The sequence below is a fragment of the Streptodolium elevatio genome (assembly GCF_040649515.1).
Lineage (GTDB): Bacteria > Actinomycetota > Actinomycetes > Streptomycetales > Streptomycetaceae > Yinghuangia > Yinghuangia elevatio.
Window position 1 is genome coordinate 20,320 of record NZ_JBEZFP010000038.1, and the last position, 20,922, is coordinate 41,241.

18 protein-coding genes are annotated in these 20,922 nt (G+C 72.5%); 10 read left to right on the top strand and 8 right to left on the bottom strand.

Translation table 11 applies throughout. From position 1 onward, the window contains the following. Nucleotides 1–155 precede the first annotated feature (155 nt). Both AB0C36_RS16870 and AB0C36_RS16875 read left to right on the top strand, forming a co-directional pair. Nucleotides 156–4,790, top strand: a complete 4,635-nt coding sequence (locus AB0C36_RS16870; RefSeq protein ID WP_358354621.1) for a hypothetical protein — start codon at nucleotides 156–158, stop codon at nucleotides 4,788–4,790. A gap of 376 nt (nucleotides 4,791–5,166) precedes the next feature. Next, nucleotides 5,167–5,622, top strand: coding sequence for a hypothetical protein (locus AB0C36_RS16875; protein ID WP_358354624.1), 456 nt, complete (start codon nucleotides 5,167–5,169; stop codon nucleotides 5,620–5,622). A gap of 56 nt (nucleotides 5,623–5,678) precedes the next feature. Here the strand turns inward: AB0C36_RS16875 and AB0C36_RS16880 are convergent, their stop codons facing one another. Then, nucleotides 5,679–7,334 (bottom strand): purple acid phosphatase family protein, encoded by a 1,656-nt coding sequence (locus AB0C36_RS16880; RefSeq protein WP_358354627.1) that lies wholly within the window; start codon nucleotides 7,332–7,334, stop codon nucleotides 5,679–5,681. Between the two features lie 136 nt (nucleotides 7,335–7,470). Further along, complete coding sequence (locus AB0C36_RS16885; protein ID WP_358354629.1) at nucleotides 7,471–7,986, bottom strand: nuclear transport factor 2 family protein; 516 nt, start codon at nucleotides 7,984–7,986, stop codon at nucleotides 7,471–7,473. Nucleotides 7,987–8,187: 201 nt separating this feature from the next. On the opposite strand from AB0C36_RS16885, the gene AB0C36_RS16890 reads away from it, so the two are divergent. Continuing rightward, nucleotides 8,188–9,237 carry a serpin family protein gene (locus tag AB0C36_RS16890; protein ID WP_358354632.1) on the top strand — a complete coding sequence of 350 codons (1,050 nt, stop codon included), beginning with the start codon at nucleotides 8,188–8,190 and terminating at the stop codon, nucleotides 9,235–9,237. 56 nt (nucleotides 9,238–9,293) lie between these two features. Then, nucleotides 9,294–9,998, top strand: coding sequence for a maleylpyruvate isomerase N-terminal domain-containing protein (locus AB0C36_RS16895; protein WP_358354635.1), 705 nt, complete (start codon nucleotides 9,294–9,296; stop codon nucleotides 9,996–9,998). Between the two features lie 17 nt (nucleotides 9,999–10,015). Here the strand turns inward: AB0C36_RS16895 and AB0C36_RS16900 are convergent, their stop codons facing one another. Continuing rightward, nucleotides 10,016–10,462 carry a winged helix-turn-helix transcriptional regulator gene (locus AB0C36_RS16900; RefSeq protein ID WP_358354638.1) on the bottom strand — a complete coding sequence of 149 codons (447 nt, stop codon included), beginning with the start codon at nucleotides 10,460–10,462 and terminating at the stop codon, nucleotides 10,016–10,018. 125 nt (nucleotides 10,463–10,587) lie between these two features. Between AB0C36_RS16900 and AB0C36_RS16905 the strand changes: the two genes are divergently transcribed. Further along, nucleotides 10,588–11,505, top strand: a complete 918-nt coding sequence (locus AB0C36_RS16905) for an alcohol dehydrogenase catalytic domain-containing protein (RefSeq protein ID WP_358354641.1) — start codon at nucleotides 10,588–10,590, stop codon at nucleotides 11,503–11,505. A 139-nt stretch (nucleotides 11,506–11,644) separates the two neighbouring features. Here the strand turns inward: AB0C36_RS16905 and AB0C36_RS16910 are convergent, their stop codons facing one another. The 3 genes from AB0C36_RS16910 to AB0C36_RS16920 all read right to left on the bottom strand — a co-directional run bounded on the left by AB0C36_RS16910 (nucleotide 11,645) and on the right by AB0C36_RS16920 (nucleotide 14,989). Then, nucleotides 11,645–13,507, bottom strand: coding sequence for a glycosyl hydrolase family 18 protein (locus tag AB0C36_RS16910; RefSeq protein ID WP_435839056.1), 1,863 nt, complete (start codon nucleotides 13,505–13,507; stop codon nucleotides 11,645–11,647). Nucleotides 13,508–13,659: 152 nt separating this feature from the next. Then, nucleotides 13,660–14,112, bottom strand: a complete 453-nt coding sequence (locus AB0C36_RS16915; protein WP_358354644.1) for a hypothetical protein — start codon at nucleotides 14,110–14,112, stop codon at nucleotides 13,660–13,662. A gap of 112 nt (nucleotides 14,113–14,224) precedes the next feature. After that, nucleotides 14,225–14,989 carry an SDR family oxidoreductase gene (locus AB0C36_RS16920; protein WP_358354647.1) on the bottom strand — a complete coding sequence of 255 codons (765 nt, stop codon included), beginning with the start codon at nucleotides 14,987–14,989 and terminating at the stop codon, nucleotides 14,225–14,227. Between the two features lie 254 nt (nucleotides 14,990–15,243). Here AB0C36_RS16920 and AB0C36_RS16925 point away from each other — a divergent pair, with 254 nt between their 5' ends. Continuing rightward, nucleotides 15,244–16,191 carry an RNA polymerase sigma-70 factor gene (locus AB0C36_RS16925; protein WP_358354650.1) on the top strand — a complete coding sequence of 316 codons (948 nt, stop codon included), beginning with the start codon at nucleotides 15,244–15,246 and terminating at the stop codon, nucleotides 16,189–16,191. A 166-nt stretch (nucleotides 16,192–16,357) separates the two neighbouring features. Further along, nucleotides 16,358–17,191: an oxidoreductase gene (locus AB0C36_RS16930; RefSeq protein ID WP_358354653.1), complete on the top strand. Its 834-nt coding sequence runs from the start codon at nucleotides 16,358–16,360 to the stop codon at nucleotides 17,189–17,191. Nucleotides 17,192–17,213: 22 nt separating this feature from the next. Here the strand turns inward: AB0C36_RS16930 and AB0C36_RS16935 are convergent, their stop codons facing one another. Then, nucleotides 17,214–18,026, bottom strand: coding sequence for a sugar phosphate isomerase/epimerase family protein (locus AB0C36_RS16935; RefSeq protein WP_358354656.1), 813 nt, complete (start codon nucleotides 18,024–18,026; stop codon nucleotides 17,214–17,216). A gap of 217 nt (nucleotides 18,027–18,243) precedes the next feature. Between AB0C36_RS16935 and AB0C36_RS16940 the strand changes: the two genes are divergently transcribed. Beyond that, on the top strand, nucleotides 18,244–19,224 hold the full coding sequence (locus tag AB0C36_RS16940) for an LLM class F420-dependent oxidoreductase (RefSeq protein ID WP_358354659.1): 981 nt from the start codon (nucleotides 18,244–18,246) through the stop codon (nucleotides 19,222–19,224). Nucleotides 19,225–19,248: 24 nt separating this feature from the next. Here AB0C36_RS16940 and AB0C36_RS16945 read toward each other — a convergent pair whose 3' ends face one another. Further along, a complete protein-coding gene (locus AB0C36_RS16945; protein ID WP_358354662.1) occupies nucleotides 19,249–19,755 on the bottom strand; it encodes a GNAT family N-acetyltransferase in 507 nt (168 codons plus the stop codon). 522 nt (nucleotides 19,756–20,277) lie between these two features. Between AB0C36_RS16945 and AB0C36_RS16950 the strand changes: the two genes are divergently transcribed. Then, complete coding sequence (locus tag AB0C36_RS16950) at nucleotides 20,278–20,499, top strand: hypothetical protein (protein WP_358354665.1); 222 nt, start codon at nucleotides 20,278–20,280, stop codon at nucleotides 20,497–20,499. A gap of 138 nt (nucleotides 20,500–20,637) precedes the next feature. Then, entirely contained in the window at nucleotides 20,638–20,817 is a 180-nt protein-coding gene (locus AB0C36_RS16955) for a CsbD family protein (RefSeq protein ID WP_358354726.1), read from the top strand. Nucleotides 20,818–20,922: the final 105 nt, after the last annotated feature.

A 20,922-nucleotide genomic window follows, 5' to 3' on the forward strand; every position in this document is an offset into this window, starting at 1 on the left:
CCGGTGCTGCTTGCCGCCTGGCTTCCCCGACTGCCGTCCGACCCGACCGACCCCGCTGTACGACCCCCCCGTCCGACCCCGCCGCCTCCAACCCAGCGCCACGATCCACGATCCCCCAGTCCTGACCCCGCCGAGCCGAGAGAAGAACGCCACCGATGTACGAGCTGTCCCGCGTCCGCCTGTTCTCCATCGGGCCCGCGGGTGCGCGCTACGCCGACACCGTGCTCGACCTGCGCGGCGTCGGCGAGCCGGTGCCCGACCCGGCGCCCCGGCAGGCCCAGCTCTTCGAGGGCGAGCCGGTCGGCCCGCCGCGCCGCCCCGCACCCGCGGGCGTGCTGTTCCTGGAGAACGGCGGCGGCAAGTCCGTACTGCTCAAGCTGATCTTCTCGGTCATGCTGCCGGGCCACCGCAACACGCTCGGCGGCGCCAGTTCCGGCGTCCTGCGCAAGTTCCTGCTCGCCGACGACTGCGGCCACGTGGCGCTGGAGTGGCAGCACACCCTCACCGGTGAACTGGTCGTGGTCGGCAAGGTGAGCGAGTGGCGCGGGCGCCAGGTGTCGTCGGACCCGCGCAAGTTCGCCGAGGCGTGGTACTCGTTCCGCCCCGGTCCCGGTCTGACCCTGGACGACCTGCCGGTCGTCTCCGCCGGACGCCGCCGCACGATGCGCGGCTTCCGCGACGCCCTCGCCGAGACCGCCAAGCTCTACCCGGACGTCGACGTCGTCTGGGAGGAGATCCACGAGCGCTGGAACGACCACCTCAACCACCTGGGCCTCGACCCCGAACTCTTCCGCTACCAGCGCGAGATGAACGCGGACGAAGGCGAGGCGGCCGGCCTGTTCGCGGTCAAGAACGACGCGGACTTCGTGGACCTGCTGCTGCGCGCGGTCACGGACACCGCCGACACCGACGGGCTGGCCGACCTCGTGGACGGGTTCGCCGCCAAACTCTCGCAACGCGCCGAACTCATGGCCGAGCGCGACTTCGTGGCGGGCGCGACCGGACTGCTGCACGCCCTGGCCGAGGCGTCCGACCAGCGGGCCCGGGTCCGCGCCGGACACCACGCGGCCGAGGAGGACGCCCGCGCGCTCGGCCGCCAACTCGCGCTGCGCGCCGACCGCGAGCGCAGTCGGGCCGCCGACCTGTCCGACCGGGTCGCCGCGGCGGCCGAATCCGTCGACGCCGCCCAGCGCTCCCGCGCGCACACCGCGCTCATCACCGCCGAGATCACCCACCGGCACGCGACCATGCGGCTTGCCGCCGCGGAGGCCGACGGGGCTTCCCTGAAGCGGGAGTTGACCGAGGCTCGCGGCATGCACGCGGCGTGGCTGGGCACCGAGGCCGTGCTGCGCCAGCGCTCCGCCGTGGACCGCGCGGAACGCGTCGCCACCGCCATCCAGGCCGCCGAACGCGACGCGGCCCCGGCCCTCGCCGCCCGCCAGGCCGCGGCCGGGGCGCTGGTCCGCGCCCTCACCGCGGCGGCGGCCGTCGCCGAGGAACGCGCGGACCAGGAGGAGCAGCGCGCCGCCGAACTCCAGGAGCGGGGCGAGACCGCCCAGCGTGCCGCGACCGTGGCCGCGACCGAGTCGCAGCGCACCCGCAGCGAGGCGGTGCACCTGCGCGCCCGGCTCAACGAGGTCGGCAGCGAACTCGGCCAGGCCGTCGAGGCGGGCTGGATCGCCGAGGAGGACGACCCGGCGGAAGCCGCCGAACGCGCCGCCGCCGAGGAGAAGTCCGCGGCGACGGCGTGGGGCGAGGCGCGCGCCGCCGTCGAACAGGCGGCGGCGACCGTACGCGACGCCGAATCCGAACGCGGCCGCGCCCAACTGGCCGCGGCACGAGCAGCCGACAAGCTGGGCGCGGCCGAGCACGACCTTCAGGGCGTACGGGCCTCCGCGCAGGAACTCCTGGACGAACCGCGCGTAGCCGAACTCCTGGGTCTGGAAAGGTCATTCGGACGCTCCTCGGGAGCCGGCCCGAGCGGCCAGGACGCCGACGGCCCCGGCGGCCCCGCCGCGGTGCTCGACCGGGCCGCGGACATCCTGGGCGGCCAACTCGCCGACGCGGTCGCGGACGGCGAGCGCGCGCTCTTCCAACTGCGCACCGACGCCGCCGAGGACAGCCGCATCCTCGCCGCGCTCGGCGACGGCGGCCTGCTGCCCCCCAGCCCGGATGTCCTGGCCGCCGTCGAGTACTTGGGCGAGCACGGCATCCCCGCGCTGCCGGGCTGGCGCTACCTCGCGCAGTCCGTGGCGCCGGGGCGCCACGCGTCCGTCCTGGACGCCCACCCCGACCTGGTGGACGGTGTCGTCGTCACCGCACCGCACGAAATTGCGCGGGCGCGCGAGGTGTTGGCGGAAGCGGCACTGCTGCCGCGGTCCGCCGTCGCGGTCGGCACGCCGGCCGCGCTCCTCGCCGCCCGCGCCGAAACACCGGCCGCCGAAGCGGTGTTCCTCGTCCCGCCGAACCCGGCCATGCACGACGAACGCGCCGCCGACACCGAGCGCACGGCGCTGCGCCGCCGGGCGACCGACCGCGACGACGCCATCCGCGAGCGGGCCGCCCGCCTCGACGGCGACCGTACGCTCGCCGGCCGCCTCGCCGCGTGGCGCACCTCGTGCCCGGTCGGCCGCGTGGGTGAACTCGCCACGGCCGTCGAAGCCGCCACCGAGGCGCTGGTCGCCGCGCGCGCCGCGGGATCCGCGGCCGAGGCCGCCGCCGCGACGGCCGAGACCGTGCGCGCCCGGGCCGTGGACCGGCGCGACCGCCGCATGGACGCCGCCCAGCTCGCCCGCCGCCGCGCCGACACCCTCGCCGGCCTCGCCTTCCGCCTCCGCGAACGCGCGGGCTGGACGCGCCGCATCCGCGAACTCGACCAGGAGACCGGCGAGCACGAGCGGGCCGCCGAGGCCAACCTGCTGCTGGCCCGCGCCGCCGACCAGGACCGCCGCCAAGCCCAGCGGGCCGCCGACGACGCGCGGCGGACCACGCGCGCGCTCCTGGAGGAACGCGCCGAGATCAGCGGCGCGCCGGAGGGCGACGACCCGGCCGCGTCGTCGGAGCCGCCCGCGGCGCTGCCGTCGCTGCGGGAGGCGTACCGGACCGCCTCGGTGCTCTACGACAAGGTCGGCGTCGGCGCCGACCTGCGTGCCGAGCAGGCCCGAGCGGAGAGCGAACAGGCCGCCGCACAAGCCGCGTTGGACCGTCTGTCCGCGCGCGTGCGCAAACACGCCGCCGAACTCCTCGAAGGTCCCGACGGCGCCGACGGGCCCTCGCGGCTCGCCGCCGGTGCCCGCGCGGAGGAGCAGGTACGCACCCTCGAAGGCCGGGCCGACGCCGCCAACGAACTCCTCGGCCGCCTGCGCGGCGAGGTCGAACGGCACGCACCCGGCGACGGCCGCGACGCGCACGTCGAACTGCCCGAGGACCGCGTACCGCGCGATCCGGCGCACGCCCAGGAGCTGTTGCGCGAGGCCGCGGCGGAACACGCGACGTGCGGCGAGGAGGTGGAGGCCGCACGGGACGCCCACACGCGGCTCGTCCGCGCCCTGTCCGACGCGGAGTCCGGTGCCTCGGTCTTCGCCGAGATCTCGGTCTCGCTCACCGACACGCTGCCGGCGGCCGAGCAGTCCGCGGACGACGAACCGGCGGCGCCCTTCGAGGGGTCCGCGACGGAAGCGCGCGAGGCGGCGACCGCCTTCCGGCGCGCGCTGCGTACCGCGGCGGGCGAACTGTCGGCCGCCGAAGGGCAGGTGCGCGAGCGCGCGGAGGCGGTCGTACGGCACGCCGGTGCCACCCGGTTCGAGCAGGTGCGCATGCCCGCACGCCAGCAGATCCGCGAACTCCCGCTGTCCGCCCTGCCGGACCACGCGCTCGCCTGGGCCGCCGCGTTCGAGCCGCGGCTGCGCGTACTGACCGACGAACTGGCCCAGATCGAACGCAACCGCGACAGCATCGTCGACCGCCTGCGCGGCATGGTCGACGCGGCACTGACGACCCTCCGTGCGGCGCAGCGCCTTTCGCGGCTGCCGGAGGAACTGGGGGAGTGGTCGGGGCAGGAGTTCCTGCGTATCCGGTTCGACGACCCCGACGCGGCACACCTGTCCGAGCGGCTCGGCGAGGTCGTCGACGAGGCCACCCGTACCGCGCGCCGCGGCCCCAATGCCGCCCCGGTGCGCCGCGACGGCATGACCCTGCTGCTGCGCGGCGTGCACGCGGGCCTCGAACCGCGCGGCGTGCAGGTCGAGATCCTGAAGCCGGACTCCGTGCTGCGCGCCGAACGGGTGCCTGTGGGGCAGATGGGCGACGTCTTCTCCGGTGGCCAGCTCCTGACCGCGGCCATTGCGCTGTACTGCACGATGGCCGCCCTGCGCAGCAACGATCGAGGCCGGTCCCGGCACCGCCACGCGGGAACGCTCTTCCTGGACAACCCGATCGGCCGCGCGAACGCGTCCTACCTGCTGGAGCTGCAGCGCGCCGTCGCCGACGCCCTCGGCGTGCAGCTCATCTACACCACCGGCCTGTTCGACACCACGGCCCTCGCGGAATTCCCGCTGGTCGTACGCCTGCGCAACGACGCCGACCTGCGCGCCGGCCTCAAGTACATCTCCGTCGAGGAGCACCTGCGCCCCGGACTCCCGCAGCCGGACCCGGAGATCCCCGAGGGCCTGGGCCAGATCCACGCCACCCGCGTCTTCCGCAAGCCCGCCTACGCCCCGGCCGACCCCAGGGGGGAAGCGATCCCGGCCCAACCCCACCCGAAGGAGACGCCGGGCGTCAGCGTGCCGTAGGCCGGGAACGGAAAGGAAGTTGGGCCGTCGGCGAAGGGCCCTGGAACACACGGGACTTCCAAGGGAATGAGGGACTGTCCCGTGGCCGGAGGCGTCGGCGTGCCCGGACACTCGGGTGAGCCGACAACTCCAGCGACGGAGCCCGCCGATGAACCCGTTCGCGCGACCGCCCAGACCCACCCGACCCCCGGGCCCGCCCGCGGCACCGAGTACGCCTGGGCCCGTGGGTACGCCGCGGCCGACCGGGGCCCCGCCGACTGCGCCCGCGCCGGGAGTGGCCTGCTCGCCGTCGCCCGCTCGGCCACGGCCCGATCCAGCCGACCCGCGTGCGTACGTCGTTCGTTACAACGCCTGGTACCTGGCCGCGGCGACGGCGATGAGCGTCGCCGGCGTGGTGATCGCGGCGCAGGTGTTCACCCACAGTTTCTTCGAGTTTGCTTCGTTGTCCGGCGTCCTCATGGTCGCCATGACGATTGGGACCGCCTGGTTGGGCTTCTGGAACACCTTCTTCCTCGTGACCCGGCGGCCCGCGGTCGTGGTGGACTCGGCCGGGGTGCACATCGCGTGGGGGCTCAGGCCGGGCCGGTTCATTCCCTGGTCGCGTGTCGCGGCGGTGGGGGTGCCGGTGAGGCGGATCGAGACGTCCAACAACCTCGGCAACGAATCCGTGCAGTACATCCACTACATCAAGGTCGTCCTGGCTCCCGACGGCACCGGAACCACGCCACGCACGGTGCGCAAGATCTGCCCGAACCCCGACCGCATCCGGCTCCGCGCCACCGTTCATGCCTTCGCCCCGCACGTGGCCTGGCGCTTCCACCGCGCGGGCTGAAGCGGGCGGGTGGGTCGCCCTGCGAGGTCACCGGGGCGGCCTCGCAGGGCAGGCGCTCAGCGGCGGGCGTCGCTGCGAGGGCGTTCGAGGGTGAAGCGGTCGACGGGGGTGAGAGCGCCGTGGGCGCCCTGGAAGGTGTAGTAGGTGACGTTGATGCGGGTACGGCCCGACTTGCGGTCGCCGGGGTCGACGTCGAACGCGGCGAAGCCGTGCGGGTGTTCGCGGTCCTGCACGGAGGCCCACGGGGCGTCCTCGGTCACCCAGACCGAGTCCTTGTGGCCCGGGAGGACCGGGCTGTCCTGGTCGCTGCGGGCGACGATGACACGACCCTGCGGGCGGTCGAAGAGGTTGGTGTGCGAACTCGCGAAGTTGCCGCCGCCGCCGATGATCATGTGCACGGTGCCGAGGCTGGTGTCGATGACGTCCTTGCGGGTGGCGGCCGGGGTCGGGGTGCGGGTCTCGTTGGGGAGGCGGCCGCGCAGCGGGTGGGAGCGCTCGTAGTGGTGCTCGTGGCCGCTGACGACCAGGTCGACGCCGTACTGGTCGAAGAGCGGGCCCCAGGACTCGCGTACGCCCAGGTCGCTGCCGTTGCCGCTCCTCGTGCTGGAGATGAAAGGCTGGTGCATGCACACGACGATCCAGTCGATGTCGCGGTCCGCGCGGGCGGCGCGCAGTTCGCGTTCCAGCCAGGCCCGCTGGGCGCCGCCGGAGTAGCCGCGGATGTAGCTGTCGCCCGCGTCCTGGATCGCCACGTCGCAGTTGGCGACGCTGATGACGCGTACCGAGCCCGCGGTGAAGGAGTACCACAGGCCCTTCATCTCGCGGTCGGTCCCGGAGTCCGGGGTCGTGAAGTACGCCTGGTATGCCGACGCCCCCAGCGGCCCGTTGCCCTTCTCGTTCTCGTGGTTGCCGACGCACGGCATCCACGGCCGGAAGCGCGCCGAGCGGCTGTTGGAGATGAACCAGTCGGCCCAGGTCGCGACGCGGTCCTGGCCGAAGATGCCCGCCACGCCCGCGTAGCAGAGGTCGCCGTTGACGAGGTTGAAGAGCGGCGCGACCCGTTCGACCGCGGCGACGATGTCGGAGGAGGCCTGGGTGCCGATGTTGTTGGTCGAGGACAGCGGGTACGGCCCGTTCGGCGACGGCGTGCCGGGCGGCAGCTTGATCTCCTTGCGGAGGTTCGCGGTGGCCTGGTCGCCGAAGCTGGTGAAGGTGAAGCGGTGGCGGCCGCGCTGCGCGGTGTCGAACACGCCCGTCTCGGGCGCGGCGCCTTCGTGGCTCGCGAAGTAGACGTACCGCGTCGCGGGCCGCAGCCGGCTCAGGCGTGCGTGGTGGACGAAGACCTCGACGCCGGACAGTCCGTCGCGGTAGTGCCGGGTCTCCGCGTCGACGCTGCGGCCGAAGCCGTCGTCGACGGTGCCGTAGCGCACGCGCGGCCGCGCGACCGGCTGCGGGGTGAGCCAGGAGACCACGACCTCGGCGGACGCGTCCGCACCGAACTGGAGGTGCAGGCCGGTCACGCTGGGTGCGCCGATCCGCCCGGGCTGCTGCCACAGCAGGGCCGAGGACGGGTCGGACGCCGCCGCGGCGGCGGGGGCCGACCCGGTCGCCGCGGGTGCGGCTTCCGCGGTCGCCGCGCCCGCGGTCCCCGCGAGGAGTGCGGCCCCGGCCGCGCCGCCGGTGGACAGTACGGATCTGCGGGAAATCGCCATGAGCCCAGCCCTCTTCCGTCGCCTGGTTGATGCGCCCCCGACGCGGCAGACCGTATTGAGATGGACGCAAGAAAACAAGACTGGGAATTGCGTCTAATGATGGAGGCGGGGTGGACGCGATCCGCTTCGGGCCGCGTCAGGTCAGCGGCGCATAGACCGCGTCGGTGCGGTCGCGGCGGCCGGTGAGCATGCCCTCGGGGATCGGCCAGTGCGCCGCCGGGTCGTCCACGCGGACCCACTCGGTCGTGGCGACGCGCCGTGCGATGCGCCAGCGGCCGTCGCGGCGCCGGAAGTCGTCCACGTACCGGAAGCCGGTGGTCAGGTTGCCGCGCGGGTCGGGGGAGTCCGTGCGGTGGAAGGCGACGCCGTACGTCTCCGCGCGCGCCAGGTCCGGCCCGGCGAATTCGGCGAGGTGGTTCGCCACCAGGTGCATGGTCATCGAGTAGCGCGGCAGGAGCCGCCCGATCCACGCCACAAAGGCGTCGACGTCGCCGGAGAAGCTGCCGTGGTCGTCGGTCGCGTCGGGGTGGTAGCAGTCGCGTACCGCGTCCAGATCCATCCGGTCCACGCCGCGGCAGTAGCGGAGCACCACCTCGTGGATCTCCTGCTTGTCGAGCATCCGGCGCACGGCGTCTTCGTGATCATGTCCCATCGCCGGATTGTCGCCCTCCGGGGCGGAGGTTTCCAGCCGCCCGCCACGGCGCGCCGCGATGGCGTCCCGGCCCGCGTTAGTGTGGAGATCCGGCGATCTTCGACACGGCGAGGCGGTTTCATGGCCCACGGCGAGTGCGGGTTGACTGTCCGTGAATACGCGGGGGAGATTCGCGAGTTGGGATCCCGCTGGCTGGACCAAATGTTGTCGGACCCGGCCGTCGAGGCGGCGGGCGGCGACGTGGTCTGCTCGCCGACCGGCCTGTGGCTCGCGCTGGCCGGGATATCGTGCGGCGCGCTCGGCGACACCGCCGAGGAACTGGCCGACCTGCTGGGCGTCGCGGGGCCCGAGGCGGAGCCGCTGGTGAACGCGGTGGCCCGGGACCTCGCCGCGACCGACGCGCTCGCGGTCGCCACCGGCATCTGGAGCCGCGCGCCCTTGCGCGAGACCTTCCGCGACGGCCTGCCGGTCATCGAGTTCGGGGACCTGGGCGACCCGGCCGCGATCGACGCGTGGATCACGCGCGCCACCGGCGGCCTCATCGACCGCATGCCCGCCGACCCGGGGCCGCTCACCCGCCTGATACTCGTGAACGTGCTCGCTCTGAAAGCACGTTGGTCCGAGCCGTTCAACCGCCACGACACCCTCGCCCGCCCCTTCACACCCGCACAGGGCAAGCCCGAGGACGTCCCGACCATGTTCCGCAAGGTGCCGGCGGGCGACGTGTGGACGATCGGGGCGTACGGCGGCACCGTGCACGTGGTCGAACTCCCGTGTGCCGGCGAGCGGCCCGCGCTCATCCGCTTTGCGCTCGGCCCCGAGGGCATGCCGCCCGCCCCGGCGATGTCCGCGGCCTGGGCGCCGCGCAGCGCCGGGAACGCGGTGCCGTACGACGAAGTCTCGCTGCGGCTACCGCGGTTCGCGCTGCGCACCTCACTGGAGGTGCACGACCACCTCCCAGGGCTCGGCGTCGAACTCGCGCTCGCCGACGGCGCCGCGGAGTTCGGCGCGCTGTCGCCCGAACCGCTGTTCGTCGACCGCGTGGACCAGGAGTCGCTGATCCGGGTCGACGAGGAGGGCGTGGAGGCGGCGTCCGTCACCGAGGTCCGCATGGACTACATGAGCTGGCACCCGCCCGCGCCGACCCTCGACCTGAACTTCGACCGGCCGTTCGCGTGTGCCGTGATGGACGCATCGGGGACCGTCCCGCTGTTCACCGCCTACCAGGCGACCGTGCCGCGCGCGGTCTGACGTACCGAGCCGCGCGCGGAGTGACGTCCGGCGCCCTCACGGGTACGGTTCCCGTCATGGCCGATTCGCTTGCCCCCTCCGCCACCGACGGTGACGGCACGTCGCGCGTACCCGTCAGCGCGGGCGACGTCGAGTACGCCGTCTCCCTCGCGATCGCCGCCTTCCGCCGCGCCCCCGCCGACGCCGACTGGTCGGCCAAGGCGGGCGCGCTGGACTGGGACTGCTGGGAGACCGCGGAGCACCTGGCCGACGACCTCTTCGCGTACGCCGGGCAGATCGCGGCGCCGACGCCCCCGGTGACGCACTACGTGCCGTTCGTCTACACGTACCCGCGCGAAGGCGGCCCGGGCAACACGGTCATGGTCGACCGCGAGGCCGACCCCGAGGCCGTGTTCGAGGTGCTGGAGGCCACCGCCGGCATGCTCGCCGCGCTGGTCGCCCTGCGTGCGCCGACCGTGCGCGGCTACCACTCGTACGGCGTCTCGGACCCCGAGGGCTTCGCCGCGATGGGCGTGGTGGAGACCCTGGTGCACGCGTACGACATCGGCGCCGGCCTCGGTGTGGACTTCACCCCGCCCAGCGACCTCTGCGACCGCACCCTCGCCCGCCTCTTCCCCGAGGCCCCCGCCGACACCCACCGCTGGCAGACCCTGCTCTGGGCCACCGGCCGAGCCGAGATCCCCGGCCACGACCGCCGCCAAGGCAAATGGCGCTGGCACGCGGAGCCCCTGGGTGAGCGCCAAGGCGACACTCCCGCCTGACCCTCGACCACCGCATCTCAGGACGAGGCGGCGTCGTACTCCGCTCGGGAGACGAACACGTCGTCCATGTTCGCCTCGGCCCACTCCTTGAGGCCGTCGAGCACACGCTGCAACGACAGGCCCCGCTCGGTGAGTTCGTAGGTCACGGTGACCGGCACGGTCGGTGTGACGGTGCGCGTGAGCAGCCCGTCCCGTTCCAGGGCGCGCAGGGTCTGCGTCAGCATCTTCTGGCTGACGCCCGCCAGACGCCGGGACAGTTCGGAGTAGCGCATCGCCCGCGGCTCCGCGGCCCGGGCGTCGGTGCCACGCGGATGGGGTCCGTCGCTGCCGAGCGCGGCGAGGATCAGGGCCACCCACTTGTCGGACACCCGGTCGAGCAGCTGTCGGCTGGGGCAGCCGGCGAGGAACGCGTCGTAGGCCGCCTTGTCGTGCTCGCGCTTGTGCCCTGTCGTCCGTGTCGGCATTGTGCACGCTCCTTCCGCACCTGGTGGTGGTGTACGCACTTTGAAGTGCCCACTTCCCGATGGAGAGTAACCCCACCAGGATGAAGCACGGAAGCAAACGCCACGACATTTCGGGAGCAGCCACCATGAACACCCCCACCTTTCGTGCCGCCGTCGTCCGTACGCCGAGCGGGCCGGACTCGATCGAGGTCGTCGACGTCCCCCTCGTCGAGCCGGGCCCCGGCCAGGTACGGGTCGCCGTCGCGGGCGCGGCGGTCAACCCCGTCGACCTCGGCGTCGCCGGCGGGTTCTTCCATTCAATAGGCCTGGTCAACCAGACCGAATACACCGGACTGGGCTGGGACTTCGCGGGCACTGTCGTCGCCGCCGGGCCCGACGTCGCACTCCAGGTCGGCAGCCGGGTCGCCGGCATGGTGGACGGCTTCGACCGCGACTTTGGTACGTATGCCGAACAGATCGTCGTCGCGGCGGCGGATGTCGCCGTCGTGCCGGACGGCCTCGACCTGATCACCGCGTCGACCGTGCCGCTCAACTCGCTGGCCGCCGCGCAGATCGTCGACCTGCTCGGCGACGCTCCGGCGACCGGCAACCGCCTGCTGGTCACCGGCGCGGCCGGAGCGGCCGGGGCGTACGTCGCCTCGCTCGCCCGGCAGCGCGGCTGGCAGGTGACCGGTCTGGCCCGTCCCGGGGACGAGGAGTTCGTCCGCGGCCTCGGCGTGGATTTCGTCGCACACACCGAGCCGGGCTGGGACGCGGTCGCCGACACTGCGGCGATGCAGGAGCCGGCGCTGGCGCTGGTGCGCGACGGGGGCGCCTTCGTGGGAGTCCGGCCGAACCTCGGGCCGCCCGCCGAGCGCGGCATCTCGGTGACGGCCGTCGTCACCGTCCCCGACGGCGCCCGGCTCGCCGGCCTGCTGGACCGTACCGCCGCGGGCGAACTGCCCGCCCGCGTCTTCGCGGTCGTGTCCCTGGACCAGGTGGGTGAAGCCCACCGCGTGGTGGCCAAGGGCGGCGTCCGCGGACGCTACGTCGTCCAGCCGTGAACCCACGCCGTGGCCCGCGCGTGAGCCCACGCGGTGAACCCGCATGGTGGACGGGCATGGTGAACCCGGGGCACGGGGGACGGGCCCTTGCCCCGGGTTCGTCAAAGGGGGTGGCGGGCGCCGTCCCCCGGCGTGGGCGCTACTTGAGCGCGTTGTTGATGGCGGTCAGCAGTTCTCCGTTGGCGGTGTCGCCGCTGAACTCCCAGAAGAACGCGCCGCCGAGGCCCTGGTTCTTGGCGTACGCCATCTTCGTGGCGATGGTCGCGGGGGTGTCGTAGCTCCACCAGTTCGATCCGCAGTGCGCGTACGCGGTCCCGGCGATCGTGCCGGTCGGCGGACAGGTGTTGCGGAGCACCTTGTAGTCCTCGTTGCCCTGTTCGTACGTGCCCGGCGCCGGTCCGGTGGCGGTGCCGCCGGGGGCGCTCTGCGTGACCCCGGTCCAGCCCCGGCCGTAGAAGCCGATGCCGAGGTTCAGCTTGGCCGCCGGGATGCCCTTGGCCTTGTACTTCTGGATCGCCGCGTCGCTGTTGAACCCGGCGGTCGGGATGCCGGGGTACGACGTCAGCGGGGAGTGCGGGGCCGTCGGACCGGTGGTCGCCCACGTCCCGAAGAAGTCGTACGTCATGACGTTGAGCCAGTCCATGTACTGCGCGGCGCCCGCGTAGTCCGCGGCGTCGATCTTGCCGCCCGGCGTGGCGTCCGCCGTGACCGCGGCGGTGACCAGGTAGTTCGCGCCGAACCGGGCGCGCAGCGCGGACATCATGGTGCGCAGGCTCGCCGATCCGCTGCTGTCACAGGTCAGACCGCAGGCGTTGGGGTACTCCCAGTCGATGTCGATGCCGTCGAACACGTCGGCCCAGCGCGGGTCTTCGACCAGCCGGTAGCAGGACTCGGCGAACGCCGCCGGGTTCTGCGCGGCCTGCCCGAATCCGCCGGACCAGGTCCAGCCGCCGAACGACCACAGGATCTTGATGTTCGGGTACTGCTGCTTGAGCTTGCGCAGTTGGTTGATGTTGCCGGCGATCGGCTGGTCCCAGGTGTCCGCCACGCCGTCGACCGAGGAGGCCGCGTCGTACGTCTTCTGGTAGTCCGCGTACGCGTCGCCGATCGTGCAGGCGCCGCCCGTGACGTTGCCGAACGCGTAGTTGATGTGCGTGAGTTTGCTCGCGGATCCCGACGTGACGAGGTTCTTCACGTGGTAATTGCGCTGGTAGACACCCCAGTTGGTGAAGTATCCGAGCCGGATCTTGTCGCCGCCCGGCCCGCCTCCACCGGTGGTGGTCACCGAGACCTCCGGCGACGGGGGCCCGCTCTGGCCCGCGGTGTCCCGGGCGGTCACGGTGTAGATGTACGTGGTCCCGGCGGACAGCCCCGTGTCGGGGTGCGAAGTGCCGGTCACCGTGGCGATCTTGGTGCCGTTGCGGAAGACGTCGTAGTTCTGCACGCCGTGGTCGTCGGTGGCGGCCGGCCAGGTCAGCGTGAGCGAGTGGTCCTGCACGTTGCCCGCCACCGGGGTGCCCGGTGCGGAGGGCGGGTTGTCACCGGGGGTGCCACCGTCGCACGAGGCGCCGTTGATCCGACAGCCGGACGGAGCGCCCGGTCCGGCGCCGTTGAAGCCGAAGGTGACGCTGGCGCCGGGGGAGAGGGTGCCGTTCCACGACTTGTTCCGGGCGGTCCAGTGGTTGCCCGACGAGGTGACGTCGGCGTCCCAGAACCCGGTGACCCGGGTCCCGGTGGGGTAGTCCCATTCGACGGTCCACGAACTCAGCGTCGTGGTACCGGTGTTCTTGACGACCCACTGGGCGCCGAAGCCGGAGCCCCAATCCTGGGTCCTGGTGTAGGTGGCGGTGGCCGACGTAGCCGCGGCCGCCGTCTTCGACAGGCCGATCAGCACTCCGAGGGGGAGGACGAAGGCGATGAGCGCGGCGGTGATTCTCGCGCCGGGCCTTGACGGCCATCCTTCGCGCGGGCGGCGAGCACGGGTGCGCGTTGCACTGCTCAAGACTGCTCCCGAGTGAGGTCCGACATGCTGGGAGGTGGGACCTGCTCCGTCCGGCGAACCCGCGGCAACCGCACGCGTTCGCCAAGCAGTGCCGCGATACTAGAAAGGTCTGGACCATATGGTCAATGGTCCAGACCAAATCCGAAAAATGCTCACGCCGCCGGCGGCCCGCGGAGCGTCAGGACCCGTACGACGAACACGGTTTCCATCGCGCACAACGCCACGCCGAGGGTGACATGCGCGGCGAGCGAGCTCGCCAGCCCAAGTGCGGTCTGGGTGAACGTGGCCGCCAGGATGACGACGGCCGCCTTCAACGGCCACGTCACCCGGCGGTTGCCGCGCCACACCAGGACGGCCGCGACCACCTGGAGGAACACCAGCAGTTCGAACACGTAGGCGTTGACGCCGTGTGGGTCGATCGACGAGACGTCGCCGTTCAGCAGCATTCCGGCGAGCAGGCCCTGCACCAGGGTCTCAAGGCAGGCAAGGGCGGTCGCGACCCGCAGCAGCGTGACCGCGCCGCGCCCGGGCACCCGTCCGGCCGCCACGACCGCAGCGCCTCCGTCGCCTCGGGAGATCTCACCCCGGGGAGAGGTGTCGTGCATGGAAGTCCTCATTTCTTTCGGTGGCCCCGGAGGGGTGACAGGGCCAACGGGCGTCCGGTCCACGGGCATACGCGTCCACGGGGCCACGGAGGGCCAGGTCCGCCCGGCCGGTTCAGGACCGGGCGTCGAGCCATTCCCGGAAGGTGGGTCCGCCGAGCTTGGCGTGCGGGCCGGGCAGGAACCCGCCGGCCGCCGCGATCTCGGCGTCGGGTATGCCGGAGCCGTCGACGCCGACCACCTTGATGCCGCGGCGTGCGCCGAGCTGTTCGGCCACCTCGGACAGGATCTCCCTGCGGGGGCCGGCGACCTCGGGGACCGGCACTCCCGGGCCGGGCTGCGCGGCGTCGGGGTCGGCGGCCAGGTCGACCAGCGTTTCGGCCACGGTGCGGCAGGCCACGAGCTGGGTGGGCAGCGCGGGGACGTAGGCGACGTCGCCCTGCCGCCAGTCCAGGAGCTGTCCGACGAACTCGTGGAACTGGGCCGCCCGCAGGATGCGGGCGGGCAGGGGACCGGAGAGGTTGGCCTCCTCGTGCACCTGCTGGGCAGCGATGAAGCCGGCGGTGGCCTTGTCCGCACCGATGATCGACACGGCGACGATCCGGTCGGCGCCGGCCCGCCGACCGGCCGCGTGCAGGTTTGCGGTGGCGGTACGGAAGAACTCCGTGGCGGCCTCCTGGTCGGAGGCGTGCCATGACGCGACGTCGATGATCACGTCGACACCGGTGAGCGCGTCGGCCAGGCCCTCGCCGCTGATCACGTCCACCCCGGTGGCGCGGGACATCGGCACCACGGGGAAGCCTCGTTCCGAGAGGACGTCCACGACGTGGCGTCCCAGTCGTCCGGTTGCTCCTACGACGGCGAATTTGCCGGTGCTCATCTTGCGTGCCTCTCTCAGGTGTTCAAGTGGTCGGGCGCCAGGGACGCCTGGTCGGCACGGCGGCGCACCGGACTCGCGGTGCGTACGCTCGGCGTGCCGACGTACACGAGACGTCGGCCTCCCGCCGCGCGTAACAGTCGGGGCCGTGTGATGCAGGCCACGCGTCGTGGGTGTTACGCGACAGCGACGACCGGCGTCCAGTGCACGGACCACGGCCGGGCACGGCGGGGAAGCGAACAGGCGGGAGCGGCGGTATGGGCGAGGAGAGCGGACAGGCGACGAACACACCCGAGCCGCCGGACCGCGGCATCCGGGCCGAGGCGGCGGACGGCGCCACCGAAGTGTTCCTGGCCCACCGCAACCTGCTGTTCACCGTTGCCTACGAGATTCTCGGTTCGGCCGCGGACGCCGAGGACGTCCTGCAGGAGACCTGGCTGCGGTGGACGGCCGTCGATCCGGCGATGGTGCGCAAGGAACGCGCGTACCTGGTGCAGATCGCCACCCGGCAGGCCCTCGACCGGGTGCGCGCGCTGGGTCGGCGCAAGGAGTCCTACGTGGGGCCGTGGCTGCCCGAACCGCTGCTGACCGCGCCGGACGTGGCGGAGGACGTTGCCCTGGCCGACAGCGTCTCGATGGCGATGCTTCTGGTGCTGGAGACGCTCGCCCCGGTCGAACGGGCGGTGTTCGTGCTCCGCGAGGTGTTCGACCTCTCGTACGAGGAGATCGCCGAGGCCGTCGGCAAGACCCCGGCCGCGGTACGTCAACTCGCCTATCGGGCCCGCGCGCACGTAGCCGCGCGCCGGCCGCGCGGCACCGCCACCCCGGCCCAGACCAGGGCCGCGCTCCGCGCCTTCCAGTTGGCGGTGGAAACCGGCGAACTGCAGGCCCTGCTCGACATCCTCGCCCCCGACGTCGTCGCCCTCAGCGACGGCGGCGGAGTGCGGCACGCCCTGCTGCGGCCCGTCGTGGGCGCCGACCAGGTCGCCCGCCTCCTGGCCGGCGGCTGGTGGAAACGCGAAGCGGCAAGGTCGCTCGAACCGGTGGAGATCAACGGTGGACCGGCTCTCCTGGTCCGGGTGAACGGACAGGTCGACGGCGTCCTGGCCGTGCGTGTCGAGAACGGCTACGTCACCGGCGCCTACCACGTCCGCAACCCCGACAAGTTGTCGCACGTGGCGCACGAGATCGCCATCAGCCGCTGATCCCGGAAGCCCGCGCTCCGGCGCGTCCGCGAAACCAGGTCCGCGTTCTCATTACCAACGGCTATGGCGGCTTGTATTGGACCGGTCGGGGCACCTCGGACCAGGCTTACTGGCGTACCGCCGAACGGGGGTACGGCACACGAGCCCGGTACGACAGGAGCCCCACATGAGCACGAACCGCATCTGGCTGATCACCGGCGCGTCCTCGGGATTCGGACGCGAGATCGCCCGTGCGGCACTGGACGCCGGGGACACCGTCGTCCTCACCGCCCGCAGGCCGGAGGTGCTTGCGGACGTCGTCGCGGCGCACCCGGACCGGGCCGCCGCCATCGCCCTCGACGTCACCGACCCGGAGCGCGTCAAGGCCGCCGTCGCGGAGACCGTCGAGCGCTTCGGCCGCATCGACGTGCTGGTCAACAACGCCGGGCGTGCCCACCTCGGCGCGGTCGAGGAGACCACCGAGGCCGAACTGCGCGACCTGATGGACCTGCACTTCTTCGGGCCGGCCGCCCTCACCCGCGAGGTGCTGCCGCACATGCGCGCCGCGCGGACGGGCGCGATCGTCCAGATGAGCAGCATGGGCGGGCAGCTCGCCTTCGCGGGCGTCGGAGCGTACTGCGCCGGCAAGTTCGCGCTCGAAGGCATGACCGAGGCGCTTGCCCAGGAGGTCGCGCCGCACGGCGTCAAGGTCATGATCGTCGAGCCGGGCGCGTTCCGTACCAACCTCAACGGGGGCGCCCTCACCGCGTCGGAGCCGCTCGACGCGTACTCCGACACCGTCGGAAAGCTCCGCGTCGACTTCGTGGCCGCCGACGGCACGCAGCCCGGAGACCCTGCGAAGGCGGCGGACGCCATCCTCGCCGCGCTCGACGCCGACGACACGCCGCTGCGCCTCGTGCTCGGCAACGACGCCATCGACGCGGTCCTCGCGCACGGCGACCAGGTGCGCGCCGACATCCACGCCTGGGAAGCGACCGGACGCGGCCTCGAGTTCGCGTGACCCGCGCGGGCGCCCGTGGGGGTCAGGCCCAGTACGGCCGGGCCGACTCCCACGCGCGCCGGGCGAACTCGGCCACGCCCAGCTCGGCCAGGCGCGGGTTGATCACCTCGACGCTCACCAGCCCGTCGAAGCCGACGGTGTCCAGCGCCGCGCGGAATCCGTGCAGGTCGAAGACGCCGTCGCCGGGCATGACGCGGTTCGACATCGCCTCGGTGGCGGTGTCCGCGTCCGGCCCGAGGAGCTGCGGGTGGTCGCAGAACTGCACGTACGCCAGCTCCTCGACGGGGAGCCCGGCCAGCTCGTCGAGCGTGTTCGGCCCGTTGAAGACGTGCCACGAGTCGACCAGCACACCCGACCGCTCGACGCCCGCGTGCCGGACCAGCGTGCGGGCGTCCGCGATCGTCGCGATCGGGGTGAACGGCAGGAACTCCACCGCCGCCTTGCCGCCCGCCGCCGCGAAGATCTCCGCGCAGCCGGCGAACAGGTCCCGGCAGCGGGCATCGGCGGGCAGCGTGACCATGCCCAGCGCGTACGCCGACCCGAACTCCGCCATCGCCTCCGCGACCTGCCGCGCGCCGTCCAGCGTCGAGGCCTCGTCGTCGGCGACCACGAACCCCAGCATCTCGGGACATGCCAGGTCGGCCGCGCGCATCCGGTCCGCCAACTGGCCCAACGTGCGGCCGGACTCGGCGTAGGCCGCGAGGGTGAAGGCGTCCAGGCTCAGCGCCTCGAACCCGGCCGCCCGCACGCCGTCCAGCAGCTCGGCGAAGTCGACCGGCTCCTTCGCGCCCGCGTACGGCGAGAAGGTGAAGGTGTTGAGGCACAGCTTGGCCACGTCGCAGCTCCGATCCGGGGAGGCCGGCGCGAGCTCGCCGGACGTCTGACGCTATCTCAGATGCCCGGCCTTTTCGACGGCCTGGTTCGGGTAGTCGAACATCAACAGGGTTCCGCGTCGGACGCCGCATCGAGTGGCCGCACACAAGGTCGACCACGCGGCGTCCACAGCGGGGACCCGGTGTGGTACTTGTGAGGTCGACTTCGCGGAGGGCTCAGTGACTACCGAAAACGCGTACCGCTACGGCATCACCGTCCCGCTCAACGCCCCCTTGGGCGAGCACCCGCGCCTCGTGCGCGAACTCGTCGCGGCGGGCTACACGGACATCTGGTCGGCGGAGGTCGACGGGCTGGACGGGTTCACCCCGCTGACCGTCGCCGCGCTCGCCGACCCGTCGGTGCGGCTGGGGACGGCCATCGTGTCGCCGTACACACGCGGACCCGCGACCCTCGCGATGAGTGCGGCGGCCCTCGCCGAACTGGCGCCGGGGCGGTTCCAACTCGGCGTCGGGTCGGCGTCGCAGCTGATCGTCGAGTCGTGGAACGCCGCCGAGTTCGACCGGCCGTACCACCGCGTGCGCGACACCGTCCGGTTCCTGCGCGCGGCGTTCACCGGGGAGAAGGTGACCGAGCAGTACGAGACCTTCTCGGTACGCGGCTTCCGCCTCACCCGCGTGCCCCAGGAGCCGCCGCAGATCCTGGTCGCGGCGCTGCGCGAGGGCATGCTGAAGCTCGCCGGGCGCGAGGGGGACGGCGCGATCGTCAACTGGCTCTCGCCGGACGACGTGCGCACGGTGGTGCCGTACGTCCACGCGGGCGGGCCGGGCAAGGAGATCGTCGCGCGCATCTTCGTGTGCCCGTTCGACGACCCGGTCCTCGTACGCTCGATCGGGCGCCGCATGATCACCTCCTACCTCAACGTCCCGGTGTACGCCGAGTTCCACCGCTGGCTGGGGCGCGGCGAGATCCTCAAGCCCATGTGGGACGCGTGGGCGGCCGGCGACCGCAAGAAGGCGCTCGAACTGGTTCCGGACGAACTCGTGGACGACCTCGTCGTGCACGGCACCCCGGAGCGCTGCCGCGCGCGCATCCAGGAATACGTCGACGCGGGCGTCACCGTCCCGGTCGTCGCCGTGATCGACCCGCGCCCCGACGCCGACCCGCTGGAAGCCGCGCTGTCGCTCGCCCCGCGGCACTGACCCTCGGTCGCACACCGCCTGGTGTCACACCGGGCGGATCATGCAGACGCGAGGCCACCGGTCGAGCCCGTGCGCGGCCTCTTCGGCGCGCACGGCCCGCAGTTCCGGTCCCGCGTCCGCCTCGGGCAGCACGGCGAAGCCCAGGCGCGCGTAGTACGGGGCGTTCCACGGGACTTCGGCGAACGTGGTCAGTGTCAGCGCGGGCATGCCGCGCCCGGCCGCATGTTCCGCGGCGTGGTCGATCAGGGCTCGCCCGACACCGCGCCGCGCGTGGTCCGGGTGCACGGACACCTGCTCGACGTGCAGGTTGCCGTCGACGGACTTGGCGATCAGGTACGCGCCGGGCCGGGCGTCCCCCTCGACCGCGACCCACGCACGTCCGGCGACCCGGTACGCGTCCAACTCGCCGAGCGGCAGTGGCTCGTCACCCGCGATCTCCGGCATGCCCACGTCGAGGAAGCACCGTCCCGCCGCGACCTCGATGTCCTGGAGGTCCGGCAGTTCGTCCGCGGCGACAACTCGAATGCGCATCCCCCCAGTCTGCCGCCCCCCACCCCAGTCATGATGACCGCATGACGGGGCGCGCGACGCTGCCTGATGGGCCGGGCTTCGCTGCCGGCGTGGGATTTCCCAAAAGCCGCTATCGGTGTCGATCGTGACTATTGTGTGCCGATTCCGGCGTGCCGATAATGCGGTCTCCTTGAATAATAGAAGCGCGTCTATTTGGTCGACTCAATCATGCATAGTGCCTTGCGGTCATTTGTGATCATGGCTGTGAGCTGCCCATGCGATCGGAACCGCGAAAGTCTCGCTAAACTATGCATGGGCAGATGCACGTGCATCTGCACGAGATCACGTTCGATGTGCTCATTCTTCGGCGTCGGATTGCATTATCGTGATGGCTCGGTCGCGTGCCCGGCGCAGGCGCAGCCGACACCTGCGCAGCTTTCGCCCTTCGCCCGTCGGCCGACAACGGGAAGCCGCCCGGAACCCCGTGAAGGGAGAGCCGGGCCGTTCCGTACACCCCTCCGCGAAGGAGAGTTCACACCGATCATGTCCACCTCCACACCACCCGGACAGCCCGCTCGACCCGCCCGGGACCACCTCCGCACCCTGATGCTCGCCCTGCTCGCGCTCACGGTCGCCGTCACAGCCGTGGCCGCCGTCGCCACCCCCGCCCCCGAGATCACCGCGGCACTGATCGGCGCAGGCGGGCTCGTGTGGGCCACTGTCCTCGGCGCGCTGATCCGGAAGTGGCTGAGCGACGCGGGCTGACCGCGTCCGGGCGTCCGGCGTCGCCCGAACGGCGGTGGGCGGATGCGCGGTATGCCTGGCGGGGTCAGGGTGGAAGGCGGGGGTAACCAGACACCCGACGCACCATGAGGAGACGCCGTGGCCGGCGACGACAGCACGATGGACAAGCTCAAGGGCAAGGCGAAGGAGGCCGTGGGCAAGGTCACCGGAGACTCTCGCCTCGAGGGCGAGGGCCAGACGGACCAGACCAAGGGCAAGGCCAAGGACGCGGTGCAGAACGCCGCCGACAAGGCGCGCGGCGCCAAGGACTCGCTGACGCGCAAGGACGACGACGCCTGAGCGAGCCCCACCGGACACGCAGAGGCCACGCCCTTGCGTCGCCCCGCGGGATCACCCCGGGGCGACGAACAGGGGCGTGGCCGACGCGTGTTCGCGCTCCGCTTC

Excerpts from the sequence above, each read along its gene's own strand:
- AB0C36_RS16870 (WP_358354621.1), top strand. The coding sequence starts at position 156 with ATGTACGAGCTGTCCCGCGTCCGCCTGTTCTCCATCGGGCCCGCGGGT.
- AB0C36_RS16875 (WP_358354624.1), top strand. The coding sequence starts at position 5,167 with ATGAGCGTCGCCGGCGTGGTGATCGCGGCGCAGGTGTTCACCCACAGT.
- AB0C36_RS16880 (WP_358354627.1), bottom strand. The coding sequence starts at position 7,334 with ATGGCGATTTCCCGCAGATCCGTACTGTCCACCGGCGGCGCGGCCGGG.
- AB0C36_RS16885 (WP_358354629.1), bottom strand. The coding sequence starts at position 7,986 with ATGGGACATGATCACGAAGACGCCGTGCGCCGGATGCTCGACAAGCAG.
- AB0C36_RS16890 (WP_358354632.1), top strand. The coding sequence starts at position 8,188 with ATGTTGTCGGACCCGGCCGTCGAGGCGGCGGGCGGCGACGTGGTCTGC.
- AB0C36_RS16895 (WP_358354635.1), top strand. The coding sequence starts at position 9,294 with ATGGCCGATTCGCTTGCCCCCTCCGCCACCGACGGTGACGGCACGTCG.
- AB0C36_RS16900 (WP_358354638.1), bottom strand. The coding sequence starts at position 10,462 with ATGCCGACACGGACGACAGGGCACAAGCGCGAGCACGACAAGGCGGCC.
- AB0C36_RS16905 (WP_358354641.1), top strand. The coding sequence starts at position 10,588 with ATGAACACCCCCACCTTTCGTGCCGCCGTCGTCCGTACGCCGAGCGGG.
- AB0C36_RS16915 (WP_358354644.1), bottom strand. The coding sequence starts at position 14,112 with ATGCACGACACCTCTCCCCGGGGTGAGATCTCCCGAGGCGACGGAGGC.
- AB0C36_RS16920 (WP_358354647.1), bottom strand. The coding sequence starts at position 14,989 with ATGAGCACCGGCAAATTCGCCGTCGTAGGAGCAACCGGACGACTGGGA.
- AB0C36_RS16925 (WP_358354650.1), top strand. The coding sequence starts at position 15,244 with ATGGGCGAGGAGAGCGGACAGGCGACGAACACACCCGAGCCGCCGGAC.
- AB0C36_RS16930 (WP_358354653.1), top strand. The coding sequence starts at position 16,358 with ATGAGCACGAACCGCATCTGGCTGATCACCGGCGCGTCCTCGGGATTC.
- AB0C36_RS16945 (WP_358354662.1), bottom strand. The coding sequence starts at position 19,755 with ATGCGCATTCGAGTTGTCGCCGCGGACGAACTGCCGGACCTCCAGGAC.
- AB0C36_RS16950 (WP_358354665.1), top strand. The coding sequence starts at position 20,278 with ATGTCCACCTCCACACCACCCGGACAGCCCGCTCGACCCGCCCGGGAC.
- AB0C36_RS16955 (WP_358354726.1), top strand. The coding sequence starts at position 20,638 with ATGGACAAGCTCAAGGGCAAGGCGAAGGAGGCCGTGGGCAAGGTCACC.